Here is a 24,060-nt window from a genome sequence, read left to right on the forward strand (position 1 = left end):
GACGGTTTTTTTAGTATACAAACTTTTGTTCTGCAATTTTTTTGCTGTAACATTTTGTGTTTTGTTTAATTATTTCGTTAATTTGTTAAACAGTTTTGTTTAAGATTTTTAATTTAAAATTAAACAGTATGTCAACACTTGAATTTTATACCGCCTTAACAAGTCTCGAAAGTTATCTGAAATCTTTTGCTATGACGTATACCAGAAATGAAGAAGATGCAAAAGATCTAACGCAGGAAACAATATTAAAAGCTATTGTTTACAGAGACTATTATATCCCTAAAACAAACTTTAAAGCATGGGTTTTCACCATTATGCGTAATATCTTTATTAATCAATATCGAAGAAAAACAAAATCAAATACTATATTTGACCACTCTAAAGATATGTTTCTGCTAACCAATGCTCCCGGGAGATCAGGATCCCCTGAAAATTATATGGATGGTTTGGAGTTAGAGAAGCAAATCCATAAATTAGAGGAAGAGTATCTGGTGCCTTTTCAGATGCATTTTCAGGGGTTTAAATACAAAGAGATTGCTGAGAAGCTAGGTATTCCGATAGGTACTGTGAAAAGCAGGATATTTTTAGCCCGGAAAAAACTAATGAACTGGTTGCCGGGGTATGAGGAGTAGATTGTATGAGTAGAGTTATTGTAATAGGCTCGGGAATTTCCGGATTAGCAGCGGCTTCCTTCCTTGCGAAGCAAGGGCGTGAAGTAATTATTCTGGAGAAGAATAACAGTGTTGGTGGGAGAGCCCGTCAATACGAAGAGAAGGGATTTGTCTTTGATATGGGACCTTCATGGTATTGGATGCCGGAAGTCTTTGAAAACTTCTATGCAAAATTTGGGTACACGACCTCTGATTTTTACGAGTTAAAGAGATTAGATCCATCCTATAGAGTATTTTGGAAAGATTCGGAGAAAACAGATGTTCCGGCTTCTTATGACGAGTTACTGGATCTGTTTGAAACTATAGAAAAGGGAAGTGCAAAAAAACTGGACTCTTTTTTGAAAGAAGCTCAGTATAAGTACGAAGTCGGGATGAATGATCTTGTTTTCAAACCGGGCGTATCAATACTTGAATTTGCAGACAGAAGAGTTATAGAGGGAATCTTTAAATTACAATTGTTTTCTTCTTTCGAAAAGCATATAAAAGCACATTTTACACATCCTAAGTTATTGTCACTCCTTGAGTTTCCTATCTTATTTTTGGGGGCGACAGCAAAGGAGACTCCGGCACTTTATTCATTAATGAATTATGCTGACCTGAAGTTAGGTACCTGGTACCCGATGGGGGGAATGTACAAAGTGGTTGAAGCATTTAAAGCTATTGCCGAAAAACAAGGGGTCCAGATCCTTACTGATCATGAAGTGACAGGTTTCGATTTGGAAGGTAAAGAAGTAAAAAAGGTAAAGACGAATAAAGGTTCTTTTGATGCCGATATTGTTGTCTCATCAGCAGATTATGCACACACCGACAAGCTGCTGAATACTAAGGCAAATTATTCGGATAAATACTGGGATAAGCGGACGATGGCTCCCAGTTCCCTGTTATTTTACATCGGAGTGGACAAAAAGATAGATGCGCTACATCATCATAACTTATTTTTTGATGAAGATTTTTCGCTCCATGCGCATGAGATCTATAAAGATCCAAAATGGCCTTCAAGACCTTTGTTCTACGTTTGCTGCCCATCCAGAACGGATGCTTCAGTGGCTCCTGAAGGAAAAGAGAATTTGTTTATCCTTATACCGATTGCCCCAGGTCTTGAAGACAATAAGGATTTACATGAACATTACTACAATATAGTGATGGATAGACTTGAGGAAAGAGTAAATACTTCAGTAAGGGATGCGGTGGTTTATAAAAGAAGTTATGCTCTGGAGGATTTTAAGAAAGATTATCATGCATTTAAAGGAAATGCGTATGGTCTTGCGAATACACTGCGTCAAACAGCAATACTTAAACCGAAGTTGAAAAATAAGAAATTGTCAAATTTCTTTTACACCGGGCAATTAACTACTCCCGGCCCCGGACTTCCTCCCGCAATAATTTCCGGAGAGGTGGTTGCCGGACAAATTCATAATAGCCTGAAATACTGATACGATGAAAGAAGTTTTTGATCAATTATCCCACCACACAAGCAAAGTTACCACAAAGAGGTATAGTACTTCCTTTTCTTTGGGTATCAGATTCCTTGAAAAAGAATTGAGGCAACCTATTTATGATGTGTATGGTTTTGTGCGCTGCGCAGATGAAATTGTGGATTCTTTCCACGGTTTTGATAAAGAAAAACTAATGGCTGATTTTCGTAGCCAGACTTTTGAAGCTATTGAAAAAGGAATTTCACTGAACCCGATCCTGAACGCATTTCAGCATACGATTAATAAGTACAAAATTCCGCTTGACCTGATCGATACATTCTTGAAAAGTATGGAGATGGATCTTGATTTTGAGAAATACTCAAAAAAGGATTTTGAGACCTATATTCTGGGATCAGCGGAGGTAGTTGGTTTGATGTGTCTGAAAATCTTTGTTTTCGGAGATGAGAAAGAATACGAACGCTTGAAGCCCAATGCTATGAAACTGGGTTCTGCTTTTCAGAAAATTAACTTTCTTCGGGATCTGAAAGACGATTATCATATTTTGGGTAGAACGTATTTTCCCGGAATAAATATGGCTGATTTTACCAATGAAGTAAAAAAGGAAATCGAATCGGATATTGAACGGGACTTTCACGAAGGCTATTTAGGTATTCTTGAACTACCTAAAAACTCCCGGTTTGGTGTGTATATGGCTTATGTCTATTATTATAACTTGTTTTTGAAAATCAAAGCCTGTCCTGCTGATAGAATTTTAAAAGAGCGGGTACGGATTCCCAATAGGAGAAAATACCGATTGTTTCTTTCCAGTTACGTAAGGCATAGCTTTAATTTGGTCTGATAGATCATACATTCCAGTAGAACGTAAATAGATTCTGTCCGAAGTTTAGTAAACTTGTGAAAAATCGAGTGTATGGCGAAGCAAAAGACAGCATATTTTTGTCAGGAATGTGGTTATGAATCTCCCAAATGGCTAGGGAAATGTCCGTCCTGTAGTTCGTGGAACTCTATGGTTGAAGAATTGGTAACCTCCTCAAAATCTGCTTCACAAGTTGTTGCTTTCTCGAAAAATAAACGCATTAAGAGTGAATCGCGTTTGATGCAGGATATTGAGGTGACGGGACAGTCGCGTGTAGAAACAGGTGACAAAGAACTCGATAGAGTTTTGGGAGGCGGTGTTGTTCCGGGCTCATTGATCTTATTTGGTGGGGAGCCTGGAATCGGAAAATCAACGCTTCTACTGCAGCTTTCTGTTCGTATGGGTAAGAAAGTTCTTTATGTTTCAGGTGAAGAAAGCGAACAGCAGATTAAAATGCGTGCAGATCGTATTGGTATAGCGAACAATTCCTGCTATATCCTGACAGAGACCAATACACAACAGATTTTTACACAAATAGAACAAATAGAACCGGAACTGGTTATAGTTGATTCGATTCAGACCCTGCACTCTGATCTGATTGAATCAACTCCCGGAAGTATTTCGCAGATCAAAGAATGTACAGCTGAATTTCTGCGCTTTGCTAAAGAAACAGATACACCGGTTTTTCTGATTGGTCATATAACAAAAGAAGGAAATCTGGCCGGACCTAAAGTCTTAGAGCATATGGTGGATGCCGTTCTTCAGTTTGAAGGAGATCGAAATCATGTATATCGTTTACTGAGAACCGTAAAAAATCGTTTCGGGTCGACAAATGAGCTAGGGATTTACGAAATGCAAAATAGTGGATTAAGACAAGTTGAAAACCCGAGTGAGATTCTGATTGGTCAAAATCCGGATCAACTGAGTGGAGTTGCTATTGCTGCAACTATTGAGGGGATTCGTCCGATTCTGATAGAAGTACAGGCATTGGTTTCTACAGCGGCGTACGGAACTCCACAGCGTTCTGCAACAGGGTTTGATTTGCGGAGAATGAATATGTTACTGGCGGTGCTCGAAAAACGCTGTGGTTTCCGTTTGGGAGCGAAGGATGTGTTTCTGAATATAGCAGGAGGAATCAAAGTGGATGATCCTGCGATTGACTTAGCCGTTGTATCTGCTATCCTCTCTTCAAATGCTGATATCTCTATTCCCAAAGATACCTGTTTGGCGGCAGAAGTTGGACTGAGTGGAGAAATCCGACCGGTACAGCGTGTGGAACAAAGGGTGCACGAGGCAGAAAAGCTGGGGTTTGCCAGAATTATCGTTTCTTCACAAAATAAAGGGTTAGCTGCTATACAAACCAAAAGTATAGAAGTAATTCAATGTAGTAAAATAGAGCAGGTATTAAAGGCATTGTTTGCCTGATTTTAGCTAATATAATTTACTGATAATCTGAGTTAAGAATAATTACAGGTTGCGCAATAAAAGTAAATTATTTACGTCTTATGACTGAATTTTTGTTTCTTTGAAAGAAAATAACGCAAACTTACAACTTGATTTATGAAAAAGGTAGGACTGATTTTAGCGATGCTTTTTGTTGTTTCGATAGCAATGGGACAGCAACAGACAAATAAAGAGAGAATTGCGCAATTGCCTGAGCTGATTGAAGAACAGGCTGCTGCAGAAAAATATGATGAAGCTGCAAAACTTTCAAGAGAGCTTGAACTTCGTGAGGAGTTGGAAATTGCATTGAAAGATAAAGATTATAAAAAAGCAGCTCAACTGAAAGATGAGTTGGATAAGTTGGAGAAAGAAGGGCTGAAGACGTCAACAGATGCTGTTACAACTGCTCAAAAAACAGAGGAACGTCCTGTTTCAAGAAAAAAAGAGAATATTAAACTGTATCTGGATTTGACATTTGCCGGATTTGACTCGTATGTATATGACAGACAGGAGTATGTGGAAATGTACGATGAAAACGGATATTACATAGGCTCAACAGTGCAAACCGTGCGAACACGTGATAATATGTTTGCATTAAATCTGAAGTTGGGAAATAAGTTCTTTTTTGGTCGGGGAGAAAAGAAATTTCGTTTGGGATTAGATATTAATTACCTGTCATTGAACATGGGGCTGTCTAATTTTAACAATGGTGACTTTTTCCCAAATATGAACTTTTCAATTGTTCGTCCCGGAATCGTTGGAACCTTATTCCTGAATGAAAAGAGAAATATGGGAATCGATTTTCAGGTAAATGGAGGAATGATGTTTGCATTGACAAGATATAATGATTTTGTATTCCCTCCTAATTTGGGGGTTTCCGTTAATCCTCATATTAAGTTTTGGTACAACAAGATAGGTGGGGGAATCGAATTTAACTACGGAAGAATGAGAAACGAAAATGATATTGTTTATCAACATGTAGGTCTGTTTTTCGGTTTCCGATTCTAATGTAGAGATACTACTCTCTCTTTTTCGCTGAAATTCTACTATATTTAACGTCAAATTGAACGATTGACAGAATGAAGGCAGATCAGGTACTTGCAGATAAGAGAGAGAAAGCTAAAGTTGGTGGTGGAGAGCAGCGGGTTGCGGCTCAGCATGCAAAAGGAAAACTTACCGCAAGAGAGAGAGTCGAATTATTGCTCGACGAAGACTCTTTTCAGGAAATGGGAGGATTTGTTCAGCACAACAGCTCTGATTTCGGTTTGGAAAATCAAAAATTTCCGGGTGATGGTGTAGTGACCGGGTTCGGGACAATCCATGGGAGACTGACATACGTTTTTTCTCAGGATTTCACGGTTCTCGGCGGATCTTTATCTGAAGCACATGCTGCAAAGATTTGTAAGATTATGGATCTTGCGATGAAAAACAATGCACCGCTTATCGGTATGAATGATTCCGGTGGAGCAAGAATTCAGGAAGGAGTCGTTTCTCTGGCAGGATATGCAGATATATTTTATCGGAACACCAAGGCGTCGGGAGTAATCCCTCAGTTATCTCTGATAATGGGACCCTGTGCAGGAGGAGCGGTATACAGTCCTGCGTTGACAGATTTTGTCTTTATGGTAGAGGATACCAGTTATATGTTTGTAACCGGTCCGAATGTTGTAAAAACAGTTACACATGAAGAAGTGAATGCGGAAGACCTTGGGGGCGCAGAGGCACACGCGGTGAAGTCAGGTGTAACACACTTTACTTCGCCAAACGACCTGACTGCTATTAAGCAGGTACGGAAATTAATGACCTATATCCCTCAGAATAATACAGAACGTATGACGGATCAGAAGGAATTCTCTTTTGATTCTGAGAAACTGACCCGAATTCGCAGTATTGTTCCTGAAAACCCAAATCAGCCGTACGATATGCGTGAAGTGATTGATTGTCTGATAGATGATCAGACCTTCATGGAAGTACATGAAAAATATGCTCCGAATATAGTAGTCGGGTTTGCAAGAATTAATGGAATAGCCGTAGGAATAGTGGCTAATCAACCGGCTCAGATGGCGGGGGTGTTGGATATTGACTCGTCCCGAAAAGGGGCACGATTTGTACGTTTTTGTGATTCGTTTAATATTCCGTTAGTTGTATTGGAAGATGTTCCGGGATTCCTTCCGGGGACAGACCAGGAGTGGCGAGGAATTATTAATCATGGTGCAAAATTATTATATGCTTTTTGCGAAGCAACTGTTCCACGCGTTACGGTTATCACACGGAAAGCATATGGAGGTGCGTACGATGTCATGAATTCTAAACATACAGGTGCTGATCTGAACTATGCCTGGCCCAATGCGGAAATTGCAGTGATGGGAGCCAAGGGAGCAGCTGAAATTATCTTTAGGAGAGAGATAGCAGGAGCACAGGATCCTGAGCAGGAATTACAGAACAAAGAAAAAGAGTATGCAGCGGCATTTGCGAATCCGTATCGTGCTGCTGAGAAAGGTTTTGTGGATGATGTTATTTTCCCCGAAGAGACACGGGAACGAATAATAAAGGCTCTATTATCGTTGAAGTCGAAGAAAGAAGTACTACCACAAAAGAAACACGGAAACATTCCGCTGTAAACGGATAAAATAACCTGGTAAATACAACGTTTTTATACTTCTATAAGATTTGTGTGCATTATAAAAGGATGAGAATACCATTTTTTGTCATAGCTTCTTTGATTCTTATCGTAGGCTCCGCTTACGGTCAGACCCGACGTAGTTTTGCTTCCCGGTCGGAATTGGGAATTATGTTGGGAGGTAGTTACTACACTGGAGAATTGAACCGGATGGGACATTTTCAGCAAATAGAACCTGCCGGAGGACTTATATTCAGGTATAATGCCCACTCACGACTGGCGCTCAGACTTACTGCTTTTTATGGAAATGTAAGGGGAGATGACAGTCGTTCTCCCTATGACTTTCAGCGGAACAGGAACCTGAGTTTTCGTTCACCTATTATCGAAGTAGCTGCCGGTTTTGAGTTTAACTACTTTCAATACGAGGTTGGAAACAAGAAGTATTGGATTACCTCCTATATGTTCGGAGGGATTGGCGGTTTTTATATGAATCCCAAAGCAAACTTGAATGGCGAATGGGTTGAACTACGCCCGCTTGGTACAGAGGGGCAGGGAACAGTGCTCTCTTCGAAAAAAACATACCCGTTGACACAGTTGGCTGTTCCTATGGGACTGGGACTGAAAATGAGTATCGGAAAAAGAGTCTCAATCGGAATTGAATACGGTTTGCGTTGGACATTCACCGACTATATTGATGATGTGAGCGGAAGTTACGTTGATCCAGTGGCACTTGCAGAAATTAACGGGCCAATGGCTGCTGCTCTTTCGGATAGAAGTATAACACCTCTGGGACATGAAGGAGTAAATACGGGCTACAGAAGAGGCGATCCAAACAATAAAGATTGGTATAGTTTCTTCGGGTTGATGCTGACGGTTACTTTGGGAGACCCTTCAACCTGCTGGACGGGACGCTGATAATTTCTTTCATTTTTAACCTGTACGTATAATATTACGGACAATACCCTATTTTTGTGACATGATTAATCAAGACCATATTAAGGAGCTGGGACAGCGAATAGATAAAATGAAAGCTTACCTTTCGATCGATCAGAAACGACTTGAAGTAAGTGAAGACGAGATTCGTACACAAGATCCTGCGTTTTGGGATGATCCGAAAGAAGCAGAAATACTGTTAAAAAAAATCAGAGGAAAGAAATACTGGGTAGAAACATTTGATGAAGTCAGCTCACAATTGGATGACCTGAGTGTTTTACTGGAGTTTTTCAAAGAAGGGGAAGCGACAGAAGAAGAAGTAAGCTCGCATTATGATCGACTGCTTGAAAAAGTAGAAGAACTGGAGCTGAAAAATATGTTGTCGAGTGAAGAAGACAGTTTGAACGCTGTTTTGCAAATTACAGCCGGAGCCGGAGGAACAGAGAGTTGCGACTGGGCATCTATGTTGATGCGTATGTACATGATGTGGGGAGAGAAGAATGGGTATAAGGTCAAGGAGATTAACTACCAGGAAGGGGATGTCGCCGGAATCAAGACAGTAACTCTTGAATTTGAGGGTGAATTTGCTTTTGGTTACCTGAAGGGAGAGAACGGAGTTCATCGCCTTGTCAGAATATCTCCTTTTGATTCCAACGCAAAACGACATACTTCATTTGCTTCCGTATATGTATATCCGTTGGTAGATGATTCGATTGAAATTCAAATCAACCCTGCTGACATTACGTTTGAAACCTTCCGTTCAGGTGGAAAAGGCGGGCAGAACGTAAATAAAGTAGAAACGGCTGTTCGTTTACGACACACTCCTTCCGGGATTATTATAGAGAACTCTGAGTCCAGGTCTCAGTTGGGGAACAAGGAAAAAGCTATGCAACTTCTGAAATCACAGTTATATGAATTGGAGTTGAGAGCACGTATGGAAAAGCGAAATGAAATCGAAGCAGGGAAGAAAAAGATTGAGTGGGGTTCGCAGATCCGGAATTATGTAATGCACCCGTATAAACTGGTTAAAGATGTGAGGACGGCTCATGAGACAGGAAATGTTGAGGCAGTAATGGACGGAGACATTAACGATTTCCTGAAAGCTTACCTTATGATGTACGGAGAAAAGATCTAATAAATAGTTAGTTAACTTTTTGTATTGCAAACAAGACGGGACGTGAAGGCGCAGCGTCATTATCAAAAGCAGCAACCTGAAGATTGAGGATGTAAATTCCGTCATTTACCGTTTCAGGAACATAGATTAACTCCGTGATTGTTGCATCGAAACGGGGGGTACTCGGGTAACACCAAAACCGATGATGAAAATCAAGAATACCTGCATCAACTTCTCTGTCCACACTGGGAAGATCTACAAGAAGATGTTTGACTCCACGGGACACAAGATAATCAGCAATATCTGCATCAAAATAAGGAGGATTAGTTCCCGAGTAAACAGTAGACTTTTTACTTTCCGTATTGGGAAGGGTACGGATAACAAGTGCCTCTGCGTGTATTTCTACTGATTTTCGGATTTGGTCAAGTGTGATGACATTATCTTCAATCCCTTCGTCAGGGTGACGTCTTTTTTCAGGAGTTACAGTGATCACTTGTGCTGTAAACCAAAACTCTTTCAGATGTGAGTTAATACTTTCGACTTCCCTGCTTATATGCCCTAGACATTCGGTATGTGTGCCGTGTCCGTGAGGGTTAAAAGCAATATTCCGGAAATTGACGGATCCACCCTCGGCTACGGAACCCGTAAAACCATTTGCTCGTACAGGCTCAAATTCAGGAAGGTCGACATACCAGGCTCTTGGGTTGTGAGACTTGTTTGTAAGTTCTATAGATACATCTATGCCTTCAGAAGTTTCAATATATTCATCGTGACTGATCTGTAGCCGCATAATTGGTTTTTTCCTAAAAATAATCAAATTTTTGAAGTAGAAACGGCTTTGTGAGGGATAAGAAAAGCGAAATTGACTCCTATTTCTTCCATTCGGTAGACTCCATCAGATGAATGAGGTCTTCGCGAACGTATTGTAACACCGGATAAATCGAGTCGTAATTTGGTTTGGCATTGAAGTAAACCGCGCCGCGAATAAAGTGGTCAGTACTGTCTGTGAAATAAAACTGGAACGGAGAAGCAGCATTCCCCTGTATGTCAAAAAAGGTCCCAAAAATCCTTTGATCAGCATTAATGATAGTAGTGTCTTCTATAGCGGCAGCTTTAACAATATGGTCCTGTACCTTTTGGATAGAGTAATTAATATAGGCGGATAAAGCGGTATCAACGGGAAGGTAGCTGAGATGAATAACACCATTGAATTGCGTCAGATCTATATCTTTGTGACAAGAGCCCTCTGAAGCAACTTTGCTATTCATATATGTTGCCAGTTCCATCGAATAAGGACAGTCATCTACAACACGCGTATAGGCTCTTTCCGGAAACTCCATGCGAAGTGGTGCAGTTGGTTTGGGAATATAAAATTCTTCTTCTGAACAGGCGGTTACTATACCTGCAATCATCATGTATATTACGAATCTTTTCATCTGTTCTCTTCCTGCGTTTTTTCCGGTTGTCTAATGACCTTGACCATTTTTACTCTTCTTTTGTCTGAAGCTTCAACAACAAAAGTCAACCCGTTGAAATGTAAACGTTCATTTTTCCGCAATATTTTTCCGGCCTGCTCGATCATAAACCCGGCAATAGAATCTGAGTCTCCTTTAACATCTTCAAATTCTCTTCCGTCAATATTCAGCACCTTATACATATCCAAAAGAGGAGTCTTACCTTCAAATACATAGGTAGTATCGTTGATTTTGCTGTAGACAAGATCATCATCATCAAATTCATCTGTTATTTCCCCGACAATTTCCTCTAAAACATCCTCCAGTGTGACAATACCATTGGTGCCACCGTATTCGTCAACAACAACAGCCATGTGCATCTTTCTGTTCTGAAAGTCTTTAAGCAAATCGTCAATCTTTTTATTTTCAGGAACAAAGAAGGGTGTCCGAATCAGACTTTGCCAGGAGAAAGTAGTCTCCTCACTAAGGTGTGCTAACAGATCCTTAACATAGAGTATCCCGATAACATTGTCAAACGACTCCCGATAAACAGGAATACGCGAAAATCCACTTTCAAGAATTGTTTCGAGAACTTCATTATAATCGGATTCTTCATCAATAGCGATAGTATCCACGCGGGAACACATAATTTGTTTAACATCTGTGTTTCCAAATTTCACAATTCCTTCCAGAATTTTATGTTCCTCTTCATCACTGTTTTCTTCCTTGGTCAGTGCCAGTGCCTGTTCCAGATCATCTGTTGACAGTTTTAACTCTCTTTTCTTAGCCTTTTTGTTTATGATTTCTGTTCCGTAAACCAATCCGTACATTAACCAGGAGAAAGGAGGTATTTTTGAGGTTGCGCGTAGGGGGTATCCCATAAACCGCGCAAGAGCTAAACCATTCTTTGTGGCAAAAACTTTGGGGATGACCTCTCCGATAAGAAGGATAACGAATGTAATCCCTACAACCTGAGTAAAAAAGGCAAGAGTAGGATGCGCAACCCAAAAAGCTTCTCTGAATAAGTCTTCTGTCATAAAACCTGAAAGAACAATTATTCCTACATTGACAAAATTGTTTGTGATAAGGATTGTTGCCAAAAGTTCTTTGGGTTTGGAGAGTAAATCCAGAACGAGATCGTTGCGTTTGGATTTTTCAGATTTTAACTCCTCAATATGCTTGGGCTCTAAAGAGAAAAAAGCTACTTCCGAACCTGAAATAAGCGCGGACAGAAAAAGAAGTACGACTAAAATTAATGAATTGACTACAAAGAGTAAGTCAAATTGAATGGCCCCAATTAAGGGGAAAATACTGGACGGTTCAATATCAGACATATAAGCTATTATTGATTAAAATGGCAAATCATCATCATCTTCCATAAAATCGTTACTCATCGGAGTGTGAGGTCTGTTTTCTTCACGAGTCGGAGGGTAAGACGGTTTCGCTTGATTAGAACCACCACCCTGTTGACCTTGTGTCATTTCTTCTCGTGGTGAGAGCATGGTCATATTATCAGCAATAATTTCAGTTGTATAACGCATATTGCCGTCTTTATCATTCCATGAACGGGTGCGTAATTTCCCTTCAATATAAACTTTCTGACCTTTTTTAAGGTATTTTTCTGCTACCTCAGCTAGCCCTCTCCAAAGAACAATATTGTGCCACTCGGTCTGATTTCTGCGTTCACCGGTAGTTCTGTCGGTATAAGTTTCTGAAGTAGCAAGCGAAAAGCCCGCGACGGGCACACCTGACTCCAGATAACGAACTTCCGGGTCACGTCCCAAATTTCCTATTAATATAACTTTATTTACGCTTCCTGCCATTTTGCTGAATCTTGTAACAAACGTACGTATTTTTTTTGATTTTCACTTACATTTTAATCGTCACCAGTTCAGGAAACCAGCTACCTGCCTTATTCCTGTTCTTCGAAAAAACGGTCAATTAATCTGGGTAAGGGGAAGTCGTTTAGCTCCTCCTTTTCTATCCAGCGGCAAAGAGATGCATCTACTTCTTCGGGAATTTCAGGAGACTTATAAAACAGAGCATGTATTTTTTGATGGCTAAGTTGATGGGAGTAGCTGGCGACCGGTTCACTGAAATTACTCTTCTCAATACTGAGTTCAGGAGTGGAGGTTTCAATAAGCGGAAGTTGATACATGTTTTCCCAGATATCCTTTCCCTGGCGCTGTTGTATTACCAGCTTATTCTTTTCTTCTATTAATAGGAAGTGAAAGTACCTGTTTCGGACTTTCGTTTTCTTTTCCTTGACCGGAAAATTTTCCTGATTCCCGTTTGCTCTTGCTGAACAAATTTCCGCTACCGGGCAGGAACTGCAATCAGGGTTTTTTGGAGAACATACGAGCGCTCCAAGTTCCATAATTGCCTGATTATGTCTTCCGGGGTGTACTTTATCAAGAAGGTTGTCTGCGAGTTCTGAGAATTCTTTCTTTCCTTTTGTTGAGTCAATAGGAGTGTCAACGGAAAATACTCTGCTCAACACGCGGAATACGTTCCCGTCAACGACTGCATGCGGAAGATTATAGGAAAAGGAAGCAATAGCAGCTGCTGTGTAAGGACCTACACCGGGAAGAGATAAAAGCTCTTTATACGAGTCAGGGAAAACCCCGCTGTATTGTTGGTCAACATGTATTGCTGTTTTATGAAGATTTCGGGCTCTGCTGTAATATCCGAGACCTTGCCAGGCGTTAAGGATTTCTTGTTCCGATGCATTTGCTAGATCATGAACCGTAGGAAAGAGCTGTGTGAATTTGTGGTAATAATCCAGTCCCTGAACAACACGGGTTTGTTGTAGAATAACCTCCGATAGCCAGATAAAATAAGGGGAATCAGTGTTTCTCCAGGGTAAATCACGGTGATTTTCAATGTACCAATTCTGAATTAATAGTGAAAAAGCGCTAGTTTGAACCATGTTTTTATATGTCTGTCTAAAAAACAAAGTTACAACGAATATGTGACTTAAATTTGCAGTGATAAACATTTCGTTTTTAGACAATTAAAATAGTTAAATTATGACAAAGGCAGATATCGTTGCTGAGATTTCGGAAGGAACAGGATTGGAGAAGATGGAAACACAAAAAGTTGTTGAGGCGTTTATGGACTCCATTAAATCCTCACTTTCTAAAGGAGAGAACGTATATTTACGTGGTTTCGGGAGCTTCATCGTGAAGGAGAGAGCTGAGAAGACAGGAAGAAACATTTCGAAGAACACGACTATTATTATTCCTGCGCATAATATCCCAGCATTCAAGCCTGCAAAAACTTTTGTTGAAGAAGTAAAGAACAACGTAAAAGTTAAGTAATTGCGACTTTTTTTCACATTAATTTGTGAATTAAAACGTATTCATTATCTTTGCACTCCTGTTTTTTAAGCAGGAGTGTTTTATTTTATCGTAAAACAGGTTTGTTTTTAAGAAGTTTAATATTTAAAATTATATAGTATGCCAAGCGGAAAAAAAAGAAAAAGACACAAGATGGCTACGCACAAGCGTAAGAAAAGACTAAGAAAAAACCGTCATAAGAAGAAGAAGTAATCTTCACGTTCTGTGACAGATTTTTTACTGAAATGCTTAGTAGAATGTTCTGCTAAGTTTTTCTTTTTTCGTTACGTGGTGTTTCCGGGTAGGGAACGCGTGATGACGTGTTCAGTTAGTTCTGGCATGTTTGTGTTTAACCAAATAGAGCTTCCGTGAGTTTAGAATTAGTTGTTGATGCCCGTCCTCAAGGGATTTGGCTGGCGTTACTTCGTGAGGGGAAGCTGATTGAATTACACGAGGAAAAAGGTAACAACGACTTTATGGTCGGTGATTTATACCTTGGGAAGGTGCGAAAAGTCGTGCCTTCACTTAATGCGTCATTTGTTGATGTTGGGTATGAAAAGGACGCTTTTCTTCATTATCTGGATTTAGGTCCTCAGTACAATTCCCTCAATAAGTTCGTCCGACAGACACTGGACGGTAAACAAAGTGTCCCTGACTTATTGTATTTTAAGTCAGAGAATGATATTCCTAAAGATGGTAAAATTGATGACGTTGTAGCTACTGCTCAGCCTATACTGGTACAGGTCGCAAAAGAACCCATTTCAAGTAAAGGTCCACGCCTCTGTTCAGAAATTACACTGGCAGGGCGTTACATTGTTCTTGTGCCGTTTTCGAATAAAATTTCAATTTCCCAAAAAATTAAAGATCCCGAAGAGCGAGATCGTTTGAAAGGAATTCTGGAGAGCATTAAGCCGAAGAATTTTGGGGTAATTATTCGTACGGTAGCAGAAAACAAAAAAGTTGAACAGCTTGATGGGGATTTGAAAAACCTGATGGAGAAGTGGAAAAAGATGTTTGCAAATTTAAAAACAGCAACTCCTCCTTCCAGAGTTTTAGGTGAGCTGAACAAGGCGTCTTCTTTGTTACGCGATATGTTGAATAGCGATTTTACCGCTATTCATGTGAATGATGTCGGGCTGCTCGAAGAGATGAAGGAATATGTTACTTCAATTGCTCCCGGCAGAGAGAAAATCTTAAAGCATTACGATGGGAAAATTTCTGCTTTTGAACGCTTTGGTATCAATAAGCAGATCAAAGCGCTTTTCGGTAAAAAAGTTCCATTGGCTTCTGGTGGTTACCTGATAATAGAGCACACTGAAGCTATGCACGTTATTGACGTGAATAGTGGTAACCGAAAAGGAGCTGAAGGGCAGGAAGATAATGCTCTTGCTACGAATGTTGAAGCAGCAGAAGAGATTGCCCGTGTTCTGCGATTGCGTGATATGGGTGGGATTATCGCTATCGATTTTATAGATATGCACGACAAGGAGAATAATAAAGCCTTGTATGAGCATCTGAAAGAGTTTATGAAGCCGGACAGAGCAAAGCATAATATTTTGCCTCCTTCCAAGTTCGGTGTTGTTGAGATAACACGTCAGCGTGTTCGTCCGGAAACAGATATTAATACGAACGAGAGCTGTCCGACGTGTAATGGAACAGGAGAGATTCAGGCGTCTATTCTGTTTGCGGAAGAAATTGAAAATAACCTGCACTACTTACTTGAAGACCGGAAAATGAAAGATGTTACTTTATGGGTGCATCCGTATCTTGAATCGCATTTCAAGAGAGGTTTGTTATCTCGTCAGGTAAAATGGTTCTTTAAGTACAAGAAGTGGATCCCTGTAAGGGGAATTGCTGCTCATCATCTTATGCAATACTCATTCGTTGATAAAGATAAAAAAGAGATTGCGCTCTGACAATGAGGTCAGAGCGTAAATACTCTTTATTGGAGGTTAAATCCAAAATTGAAGCATGGTGTGCTTATCAGGATCGCTGCTTTTCTGAGGTTGAAAGAAAACTTTATAGTTACGGACTCGATCGTGAGGATGTGGATCGCTTGGTAGCGGAATTAATCGGTTTTGATTTTCTGAATGAAGAAAGGTTTGCCAGATCGTATTGTTCCGGTAAATTTAGAATGAAAGGATGGGGAAGGATTAAAATTCGTCAGTACCTCAAACAGAAACAGGTAAATGATCGCTGTATCAAATATGGTATGGAAGAAATAGATTCTGACGAATATTACAAGCGTGCTTTATATTTGGCAGAGAGAAAATGGGGTGATCTCAGATCTGAGAAGAATGACTGGAACAGAAAAGCAAAAGTACTCAGGTACCTTACACAAAGGGGATACGAAAATGATATTGCGAACGAAGTCCTAAATGAATTGAATTCTACAGAAGATTAGTTTCTGGTAATTGTTACATGACAAGAGTTGAGAACAGATCGAAAAGATTAGGGAATTCCCAGGTAGTTTCAGACATAGTTGTTGTTGTATTCTCACTTTTCTTTACTTCCTCTGTATTTTCGTCGCTTGTTGTGGTTTCGTGTGTCTTATCCAATTGATTGATTTCAATAGTTCCTACTGTGAACTGGCCATCATTTAATCCTTCGATAATTTTTTTGATATCAGTGTCAGTAAGGTCTGCATCGTCAAATTCGATACGAGCAATATTGGTCTCATTATCAGCGTCAAAATCTACAAACTTAGTAGAAGCTACAGCTCCTGAAGATTTCAGCCCTTTGCGGATTTCACTTCCACAGCCCATTTCACAGGACATTCCCTGAACTTCTACGAAAGCAACGGAATTGGGTTCTACAGCAAAAACCTCGTCCGTAGTTACTTCTTGTTTCGATGCACTTTCAACTTTGTTTTCGTTTTGCTCACAAGCAGTTATAGTCCCGAATAACAGAGCGCTTAGGCCAAGCATTTTCCAGTTCATGTCTATGTGTTTTAAACAAAAATACGAAAAACATTTTAGGAATGTAGTAATCCGTTCAGAAAAGTGAATGGATATCGATTCAAATTGAAGCAGTTTCAGAAGTAAATAGATTACTTTTGCAGGATGAATCAGGATAGGTGGAAAGACTGGGGTTTGTTTTTTATACTGGCCTGTATTTGGGGGAGTTCCTTTTTCCTCATGAAGCACAGTATGTTCACCTGGGAGGGAGTCCCTGTCTTTTCAAATACACAGGTTGCCTCGATTAGAATGCTGGTGGCAAGCACCGTTTTACTTCCGGTAGCATTACGGAATTTAAAAGTAATCAATTCATATCGTGTTTTTACCACATTGCTGGTTGTTGGTTTTTGTGGTAATTTCTTTCCGGCCTTTTTATTTACCTATGCACAGCAGCATTTAGATGCCGGATACGTAGGGATGTTGAATTCAGCAACTCCTGTCTTTACTGTGTTAATCAGTTTTTTCATTTTTGGTCAGCGGTTAACAGCCCGTCAGATAATGGGTTTAGTCATTGGGAATTCCGGTGTTGTTCTATTGGTGTTGGCGGGTGAGGAGGTGACTTTTGAAGGGAGCTTAATCAATGTTCTTGCGGTTGTTCTGGCTACAATTTGTTATGCAACCAGTTTGAATTTTATTAAATACCGGTTGGCAGGTATTCCGGCACTAAAAATCACTTCACTGGCTTTTTCGCTTACATTTATTCCGGCGTTGACACTATTTATCATCCTGGATACACCACTTGTTTTTTTGGAAAATGAGTACGCGGCAGAGGGATTCTTTTACGCTATTGTTCTGGCATTGATGGGAACTGTTTTGGGAGTGTACTTATATAACGTTTTGATCGCAAGAACAACGACTTTGTTTGCTTCGAGTGTTACGTATGCAATTCCCGGAGTTGCCATGTTGATTGGTTTGGCAGACAATGAACGGTTTACTTTCTTTCAGATCTTTGCACTCAGTGTCATATTGACAGGTATATTTGTAGCAAACTGGAAGAAAAAATAAACAATTAGTTGTTAACTAAGAAATTTTCTCTATCTTTGCCCTCCTGAAATTTAGGTAAGAATTAATTTAAAACAAGCTATATGTACGCAATTGTAGAGATAGCAGGGCAACAGTTTAAAGTTCAGAAAGATCAGCGAGTATTCGTTCACCGTCTGGATGCTGCCGAAGGAGACAAACTTACGTTTGATCGCGTTCTTTTGGTAGATAATGATGGTAAGGTAAACGTTGGCGCCCCGGCTATAGAAGGAGCAGCAGTATCTGCTTCAGTAAATCGTCACGTGAAAGGTGACAAAGTGATTGTATTTAAAAAGAAAAGACGTAAAGGATACCGCGTGAAAAATGGTCATCGTCAGTCTTTTACTGAAATTACAATTAACGATATTAAAGCGTAACGAATTATCAGGTTAGCCTGAGTAAAATTATAAAGAAATGGCACACAAGAAAGGAGTCGGTAGTTCGAAAAACGGACGTGAATCGGAAAGCAAACGTCTTGGAGTTAAAATTTTTGGTGGACAGCCTGCTATCGCAGGAAATATCATCGTGCGTCAGCGTGGAACTCAACATCATCCCGGAGAAAACGTAGGGATTGGTAAAGATCATACGCTTTACGCTCTTACTGATGGAGTCGTTGAATTCAGAAAAAAAGCAAATAATCGTTCGTTTGTTTCAGTTGTTCCTTTTGAAACTGAAGCATAATTAACCGACGTTAAACAAAATTAGAGAAGGTGGTTGATTATTCAGCCACCTTTTTTGTTGGGTAAAATTTGAGGTATTTTTGCTGAAAACCACCCATATTCATTGCATAAAATGTATTTTTACAATTGAAAATAAACAAGTATCATGCTCGAAATACAACGTATTCGTAACGAAAAAGACGCTATTGCAGCGGGACTAAAGAAGAGAAATCTGGATGCACTTCCTGTTTTAGATGAAATTTTGGAAGTAGATGCACAGTGGAGATCGTTAAAAGGAGAATTGGATCAGCTGGGAGCTGAGTCAAATAAGTTGGCGAAAGAGATCGGAGGCCTTTTTAAGGAAGGAAAAGTAGAAGAGGCGAATGCTGCGAAATCCAAAACAGCAGAAATTAAATCACGTGAGCAGGAGGTAAAGCAAAAAGTGGCTGATTTGGAGCAACAAATTACTGAGCTGTTATACACCTTGCCTAACGTGCCTAAAGAGATTGTTCCGGCAGGATCCAGTGAAAATGATAATGAAGTTGTAGAAGAAGTTGGAGCAAAGGCCGATATTGCGGAAAATGCGCTTCCACACTGGGAGCTAACGGAGAAGTATGGCTTGATCGATTTTGAGTTGGGAGTAAAAGTTACCGGATCCGGATTCCCAATTTATAAAGGTAAAGGGGCGAAACTGCAGAGAGCACTGATCAATTTTTTCCTTGCAGAAGCAGAGAGAGGTGGATACGAAGAGTTTATTCCTCCATTGGTGGTAAATGAAGCCAGTGGATACGGGACAGGACAGTTGCCTGACAAAGAAGGACAGATGTACCATGTCGGAGTAGACGATTTGTATTTGATTCCTACGGCAGAAGTACCATTGACGAATATGTACAGAGATGTTATTCTTCCGACAGAAGATTTTTCAGTTAAGATAACTGGATATACACCTTGTTTTCGACGTGAAGCCGGATCTTACGGTAAAGATGTAAGAGGGCTTAACCGATTGCATCAGTTTGATAAAGTGGAATTGGTACGAATTGAGCATCCGGACCGTTCTGATGCTGCATTGACCGATATGGTTAATCATGTAAAAGGATTACTTGAAAAACTGGGATTACACTATCGTATTCTAAGATTATGCGGTGGAGATTTAGGTTTCACTTCAGCAATTACGTATGACTTTGAAGTGTATTCTGCGGCACAGGGACGCTGGCTAGAAGTTTCTTCTGTTTCCAATTTTGAAACATTCCAGGCCAATCGATTGAAATTGCGTTATAAGTCAGCTGACAAGAAAACACAATTATGCCATACCCTAAATGGTAGTGCTCTGGCTTTGCCACGTATCATGGCAGCGCTTCTTGAGAATAATCAAACGGAGAACGGAATATTGATTCCGGAAGTACTGCACCCGTTTACCGGGTTTGACAGAATAGATTAACCCAACTCCGGGCAATATATACGTTCGGAGTAAATAAAACGTTTATAGAATATGTGGAGATTTATAGTAGTTATAGCTGCGGCTGTGTTTTTGACGGCATGTCTTGATGCGGAGCGAAAAGGATATATTACAGAAATTGACGGGATGACTGAAAAGTTAGACAGTCTTGAAAGTTTGTACTATTCGATGCCGCTGGATAGTTTTACGGTAGTAAGAGAAATCGCACAGAACAACGAGCACAGTGTCAAACAGTTTTATGATAATGATACAATTGATGCGGAGTTTGCACGTGCAATGAATCGCTATAAAGCAATCCGTAAGGGGGCTGGATTTATCACGCAGAAGAGAAACTTCCTGGACACGGTTTTTGCTTTTCAGAAAACCCAGTTGAGTAAACTTAGAACAGACATACTCAATGGATCAGGAAAGCGGGATAAGTACGAAACATTTATCAACTCAGAACGGGAAAATGTAGCACTTATTACAACCTCTTTCATGGATTTTGAATCCCGTTTTGTTCATCTTTTGGAGGAGTTTTATGAAACGAACCCGAAAGTTGAGGAAATGATAAAAAACTTGAAGGAAGATTAATCAATGTTTGGAAGAATCCTATTTGTGTTGTTCATACTGGTTGCGACCTCCCCGGCAATGAGTCAGGGGAATGATCATGAACTGGCTAATATGTACTATACGCAGGGTGAATTTGATAAGGCATTAGGATACTACGAAAACCTTGTAAAGCGTTCAAACAATCCATTCTATGTTGAAAGATATCTAGAGTGCCTTGTGAAAACGGGAGACATAAATGAGGCAGAGAAGCAGCTGAAAAAAATCGTGCGAAGAGAGCCGATGAATTATCAGATGGGTGTTCTGCTGGGTAGTATCCTTGAGGAAGCTGATCGAAAAGAAGAAGCAGACAAGGTGTACAGGGAGATGATCGATAATCTACCTTCTAGCAGTTCCGCAGTGATTGATCTTAGTAATCGATTTAAGTCCAGGTCTAAATTTGACTGGTCATTGGAAACCCTGTTAAAAGGGAGGAAACTTCTGAAAGATCGGTATCCACTTAATATACAGTTAGCTGAAGCATATGGTGCACTAGGTAATACAGAAGAAATGATCAATGAGTACATTGGTTTGATTGACTATAGTGTGGCATACAAGTCTTCGGTTCAGAATATCATGGCTCGTTATCTGAGTTTTGAAGAAGGAGAATCAGAAGAATACGAAATGATGCGGCGGAAATTGTTGGAACGTATTCAAAAGAGTCCGGATGAAAAAGTATATTCTGAGTTGTTGATTTGGTTGTATTTACACAGAGGAAACTTTGCCGGTGCATTGATCCAGGCTAAAGCACTTGACAAAAGGTATAAGGAAGAAGGAAGGAATGTTCTTGAGTTGGGAGTCATCGCTAAACACTCGGGAGATTATAAAACAGCACGAAAAGCATTTCAGTATGTAAAAGAGTTGGGCGCTGATAAGGTCTATTTTTACAGAGCAGAGAAAGAGCTACTGAATACTTCTTTCATTGAGGTAACGCAGAACAGATCCTTCAATAAGGAGGAGATCAGCCAGACAATTCTGGAATATGAAACTGTTTTGGACAGAGTTGGGAAGAATGCCAATTCGTTTAACCTTATACTGGAATTAGCAGAAATTAAAGCGTTTTATGCCGGAGAACCGACGGCTGCAAAGTCCTTATTAACGGCTGCATTAGCCATTCCCGGTGTTCCTAAAATGGAAATTGCCCGTGCGAAATTGCTGTTGGGTGATACGGAAGTACTATTGGATAATATTTGGGAAGCCTCTCTTTTCTATATGCAGGTAGATAAAGATTTCAAATACGATGCAATTGGCGCGGAAGCGAAATTGAAGAACGCCCGTATCTTTTATTATGATGGAGAGTTTATGTTTGCCCAGTCACAACTTGATGTGTTAAAGGGATCGACTAGTAAACTAATAGCAAATGATGCAATGAAACTATCGCTTCTGATTACGGATAATCTGGGATTGGATAGTAATTATGTCGCGATGAAACAGTTTGCCCAGGCGGATTTGTTGCTTGAACAACATCAGTATGAAAAAGCCTTTGCCATTTATGATTCAGTATTGACATATTATCCTTTTCATGGACTGGCAGATGAAGTGTTGATGCGAAAAGCAAGTGCTATGCAATATCAGGGGCGTTGGGAAGATGCAATTCCCTATCTGGAAAAAGTTTATAATTTGCATGGACAGGACATTCTTGCCGATGATGCAGTTATGCAACTGGCTGCAATCTATGATTATCACGTAAAGGATAAAGAAAAAGCAAAAGAGTGGTATAGAAAGATCCTTTTTGATTACAAGGGGAGTTTGCATGTTATTGAAGCAAGAAAGCGTTTCAGGGAATTAACCGGGGAAAGTAGTCGTGTCGAAGGTACGAACGAAACACCGTAAATTTAAAGAGAGAAGATGATATTATATAATGTTACTGTAAGCATAGATGAGGCTGTTCACGATGATTGGCTGAATTGGATGAAGGAAGTGCACATTCCCGATGTAATGGCTACGGGATTGTTTTTGGAAAGTCGTATTGCAAGGATTCATGCAGAGGAAGAAGGGGGATTGTCTTATGCGATTTCTTACCTGTGTGAAAGCAAGGCTGTTTTAGAGCAATACAATACGCTGTTTGCCCCTAAATTGCAACGTGAGCACGCACTTCGTTACAATGGACGGTTTGCAGCATTTCGTACCATTCTTGAAGTAGTGGGAGAGTTTAAAAAGTAAGAGAGAGACGATACGATTGAATACAAAAATAGCCCCGGTTTACCGGGGCTATTTTATTTATATACGATAACTGTTTTCTTATAAACCTAGCAATACCTCATAAGGATCTTTCGAGCCGAACAACATACGTTCAGGGTTTTCAAGCATTTCCTTAACTTTAACAAGGAAGCTCACAGATTCTTTTCCATCAATAATCCGGTGATCGTATGACAACGCAAGGTACATCATAGGGCGGATTTCCACTTTACCGTCAATAGCAACCGGACGCTCAACAATATTGTGCATTCCCAGAATTGCTGACTGAGGAGGATTAATAATCGGAGTTGACATCATTGACCCGAACACCCCTCCGTTAGTGATAGTGAATGTACCTCCTGTCATTTCGTCCGGAGTAATTTTTCCGTCACGGGCACGAATAGCAAGACGTTTAATTTCTCTCTCGATTTCTGCCAATGACATTTGCTCCGCATTTCGAATAACAGGTACCATAAGTCCTTTCGGAGAGCTTACGGCAATTCCTATGTCAGCATAATCATGGAAAATAATTTCTTTTCCATCGATCTGTGCATTAACTGCAGGATATAGATTCAACGCTTCTGTTACCGCTTTGGTAAAGAAAGACATAAATCCAAGGTTAACATCGTGTGTCTCCGCAAATTTCTTTTTATATGCATTTCGCAAATCCATGATAGGCTTCATGTCTACCTCGTTAAAAGTAGTAAGCATTGCCGTTTCATTTTTAACAGAAACCAGACGTTCTGCAATTTTACGACGTAGCATGGACATTTTTTCTGCTTTTGTCTCGCGAGTTCCTCCCCATCCTGCTGCTGCATCAGTTGAGAATCCCCCTGCCATAGCTGCGATGACATCCTGCTTTGTGATTCTTCCGTCTTTTCCGGTACCTTTTACCTGTGCCGATTGGATATTGTTCTCCGCCATGATTTTTGATGCAGCCGGAGAAGCAGTTCCTGTAGCATAATTTGAAGACGATTTATCTTCAACTGGCATAGGGTTTGGAGCTGGAGCAGCTTCTTTCTGAACTTCCGGTGTCTTTGGAGTTTCTTCTTTTGGAGCAGCTTCAACAGGAGCCGAGCTTCCCTCAGGACGCGGTGCAGAAGTGTCTATGAGGCAAACTACCTGCCCGACAGCTACAGTGTCACCTTCTTCGGCTTTAAGTGTTATAACACCTGATTCCTCAGCAGGTAGTTCCAATGTAGCTTTATCAGAGTCAACTTCTGCAATTGCCTGATCTTTTTCTACATAGTCACCATCCGAAACCAGCCATGTTGCTATTTCAACTTCCGAGATTGATTCCCCCGGACTTGGTACTTTCATTTCTAAAACGGACATCT

Annotated in this window: 25 protein-coding genes; 18 read left to right on the forward strand and 7 right to left on the reverse strand. The window is 40.2% G+C overall.

All coding sequences use genetic code 11. From position 1 onward, the window contains the following. Positions 1–128 precede the first annotated feature (128 nt). The 8 genes from AC4PL9_RS00955 (at position 129) to prfB (ending at position 9,094) form a co-directional block, all read left to right on the forward strand. A complete protein-coding gene (locus tag AC4PL9_RS00955; protein ID WP_491602924.1) occupies positions 129–632 on the forward strand; it encodes an RNA polymerase sigma factor in 504 nt (167 codons plus the stop codon). A 5-nt stretch (positions 633–637) separates the two neighbouring features. Then, the gene (gene crtID / locus AC4PL9_RS00960) at positions 638–2,104 is read left to right on the forward strand and encodes a bifunctional phytoene desaturase/3,4-desaturase (protein WP_491602925.1); all 1,467 of its coding nucleotides are present in this window, start codon (positions 638–640) and stop codon (positions 2,102–2,104) included. 4 nt (positions 2,105–2,108) lie between these two features. Then, complete coding sequence (locus AC4PL9_RS00965; protein WP_491602926.1) at positions 2,109–2,945, forward strand: phytoene/squalene synthase family protein; 837 nt, start codon at positions 2,109–2,111, stop codon at positions 2,943–2,945. A 72-nt stretch (positions 2,946–3,017) separates the two neighbouring features. Continuing rightward, the gene (gene radA, locus AC4PL9_RS00970; protein WP_491602927.1) at positions 3,018–4,388 is read left to right on the forward strand and encodes a DNA repair protein RadA; all 1,371 of its coding nucleotides are present in this window, start codon (positions 3,018–3,020) and stop codon (positions 4,386–4,388) included. Between the two features lie 135 nt (positions 4,389–4,523). Then, a complete protein-coding gene (locus AC4PL9_RS00975; protein WP_491602928.1) occupies positions 4,524–5,414 on the forward strand; it encodes a hypothetical protein in 891 nt (296 codons plus the stop codon). Between the two features lie 71 nt (positions 5,415–5,485). Continuing rightward, on the forward strand, positions 5,486–7,027 hold the full coding sequence (locus AC4PL9_RS00980) for an acyl-CoA carboxylase subunit beta (RefSeq protein ID WP_491602929.1): 1,542 nt from the start codon (positions 5,486–5,488) through the stop codon (positions 7,025–7,027). Between the two features lie 68 nt (positions 7,028–7,095). After that, positions 7,096–7,941, forward strand: coding sequence for a type IX secretion system protein PorG (gene porG / locus AC4PL9_RS00985; RefSeq protein WP_491602930.1), 846 nt, complete (start codon positions 7,096–7,098; stop codon positions 7,939–7,941). Positions 7,942–8,002: 61 nt separating this feature from the next. Then, positions 8,003–9,094 (forward strand): peptide chain release factor 2, encoded by a 1,092-nt coding sequence (prfB, locus tag AC4PL9_RS00990; RefSeq protein WP_491602931.1) that lies wholly within the window; start codon positions 8,003–8,005, stop codon positions 9,092–9,094. Positions 9,095–9,101: 7 nt separating this feature from the next. Here the strand turns inward: prfB and AC4PL9_RS00995 are convergent, their stop codons facing one another. The 5 genes from AC4PL9_RS00995 to mutY all read right to left on the reverse strand — a co-directional run bounded on the left by AC4PL9_RS00995 (position 9,102) and on the right by mutY (position 13,456). Beyond that, the gene (locus tag AC4PL9_RS00995; protein WP_491602932.1) at positions 9,102–9,863 is read right to left on the reverse strand and encodes a cyclase family protein; all 762 of its coding nucleotides are present in this window, start codon (positions 9,861–9,863) and stop codon (positions 9,102–9,104) included. A 79-nt stretch (positions 9,864–9,942) separates the two neighbouring features. Next, a complete protein-coding gene (gene gldD, locus AC4PL9_RS01000) occupies positions 9,943–10,509 on the reverse strand; it encodes a gliding motility lipoprotein GldD (RefSeq protein ID WP_491602933.1) in 567 nt (188 codons plus the stop codon). Then, complete coding sequence (gene gldE, locus AC4PL9_RS01005; RefSeq protein WP_491602934.1) at positions 10,506–11,861, reverse strand: gliding motility-associated protein GldE; 1,356 nt, start codon at positions 11,859–11,861, stop codon at positions 10,506–10,508. The genes gldD and gldE overlap by 4 nt, the downstream gene beginning before the upstream one ends. A gap of 15 nt (positions 11,862–11,876) precedes the next feature. Beyond that, positions 11,877–12,350: a single-stranded DNA-binding protein gene (locus AC4PL9_RS01010; protein ID WP_491602935.1), complete on the reverse strand. Its 474-nt coding sequence runs from the start codon at positions 12,348–12,350 to the stop codon at positions 11,877–11,879. An 89-nt stretch (positions 12,351–12,439) separates the two neighbouring features. Next, positions 12,440–13,456, reverse strand: a complete 1,017-nt coding sequence (gene mutY / locus AC4PL9_RS01015) for an A/G-specific adenine glycosylase (RefSeq protein WP_491602936.1) — start codon at positions 13,454–13,456, stop codon at positions 12,440–12,442. Between the two features lie 100 nt (positions 13,457–13,556). On the opposite strand from mutY, the gene AC4PL9_RS01020 reads away from it, so the two are divergent. The 3 genes from AC4PL9_RS01020 (at position 13,557) to AC4PL9_RS01030 (ending at position 16,269) form a co-directional block, all read left to right on the forward strand. Beyond that, complete coding sequence (locus AC4PL9_RS01020) at positions 13,557–13,847, forward strand: HU family DNA-binding protein (RefSeq protein ID WP_343785189.1); 291 nt, start codon at positions 13,557–13,559, stop codon at positions 13,845–13,847. Between the two features lie 386 nt (positions 13,848–14,233). Continuing rightward, positions 14,234–15,781 (forward strand): Rne/Rng family ribonuclease, encoded by a 1,548-nt coding sequence (locus AC4PL9_RS01025; protein WP_491602937.1) that lies wholly within the window; start codon positions 14,234–14,236, stop codon positions 15,779–15,781. Positions 15,782–15,783: 2 nt separating this feature from the next. After that, the gene (locus tag AC4PL9_RS01030; RefSeq protein ID WP_491602938.1) at positions 15,784–16,269 is read left to right on the forward strand and encodes a regulatory protein RecX; all 486 of its coding nucleotides are present in this window, start codon (positions 15,784–15,786) and stop codon (positions 16,267–16,269) included. A gap of 13 nt (positions 16,270–16,282) precedes the next feature. Here AC4PL9_RS01030 and AC4PL9_RS01035 read toward each other — a convergent pair whose 3' ends face one another. Further along, positions 16,283–16,804 (reverse strand): heavy-metal-associated domain-containing protein, encoded by a 522-nt coding sequence (locus tag AC4PL9_RS01035; protein WP_491602939.1) that lies wholly within the window; start codon positions 16,802–16,804, stop codon positions 16,283–16,285. Between the two features lie 123 nt (positions 16,805–16,927). Here AC4PL9_RS01035 and AC4PL9_RS01040 point away from each other — a divergent pair, with 123 nt between their 5' ends. The 7 genes from AC4PL9_RS01040 to AC4PL9_RS01070 all read left to right on the forward strand — a co-directional run bounded on the left by AC4PL9_RS01040 (position 16,928) and on the right by AC4PL9_RS01070 (position 22,708). Then, positions 16,928–17,827, forward strand: coding sequence for a DMT family transporter (locus AC4PL9_RS01040; RefSeq protein WP_491602940.1), 900 nt, complete (start codon positions 16,928–16,930; stop codon positions 17,825–17,827). Between the two features lie 80 nt (positions 17,828–17,907). Then, positions 17,908–18,219: a 50S ribosomal protein L21 gene (rplU, locus tag AC4PL9_RS01045; protein WP_491602941.1), complete on the forward strand. Its 312-nt coding sequence runs from the start codon at positions 17,908–17,910 to the stop codon at positions 18,217–18,219. A gap of 37 nt (positions 18,220–18,256) precedes the next feature. Continuing rightward, on the forward strand, positions 18,257–18,523 hold the full coding sequence (gene rpmA / locus AC4PL9_RS01050) for a 50S ribosomal protein L27 (RefSeq protein WP_343785195.1): 267 nt from the start codon (positions 18,257–18,259) through the stop codon (positions 18,521–18,523). Positions 18,524–18,667: 144 nt separating this feature from the next. After that, complete coding sequence (gene serS, locus AC4PL9_RS01055; protein ID WP_491602942.1) at positions 18,668–19,939, forward strand: serine--tRNA ligase; 1,272 nt, start codon at positions 18,668–18,670, stop codon at positions 19,937–19,939. 51 nt (positions 19,940–19,990) lie between these two features. Further along, the gene (locus AC4PL9_RS01060) at positions 19,991–20,530 is read left to right on the forward strand and encodes a hypothetical protein (protein WP_491602943.1); all 540 of its coding nucleotides are present in this window, start codon (positions 19,991–19,993) and stop codon (positions 20,528–20,530) included. Positions 20,531–20,533: 3 nt separating this feature from the next. Beyond that, positions 20,534–22,378 (forward strand): tetratricopeptide repeat protein, encoded by a 1,845-nt coding sequence (locus AC4PL9_RS01065; RefSeq protein ID WP_491602944.1) that lies wholly within the window; start codon positions 20,534–20,536, stop codon positions 22,376–22,378. Between the two features lie 15 nt (positions 22,379–22,393). Then, positions 22,394–22,708, forward strand: a complete 315-nt coding sequence (locus tag AC4PL9_RS01070; protein ID WP_491602945.1) for a DUF4286 family protein — start codon at positions 22,394–22,396, stop codon at positions 22,706–22,708. A gap of 78 nt (positions 22,709–22,786) precedes the next feature. Here AC4PL9_RS01070 and odhB read toward each other — a convergent pair whose 3' ends face one another. After that, entirely contained in the window at positions 22,787–24,058 is a 1,272-nt protein-coding gene (gene odhB, locus AC4PL9_RS01075; RefSeq protein WP_491602946.1) for a 2-oxoglutarate dehydrogenase complex dihydrolipoyllysine-residue succinyltransferase, read from the reverse strand. Between the last annotated feature and the right edge of the window lie 2 nt (positions 24,059–24,060).

Source organism: Wandonia sp. (genome assembly GCF_984588085.1).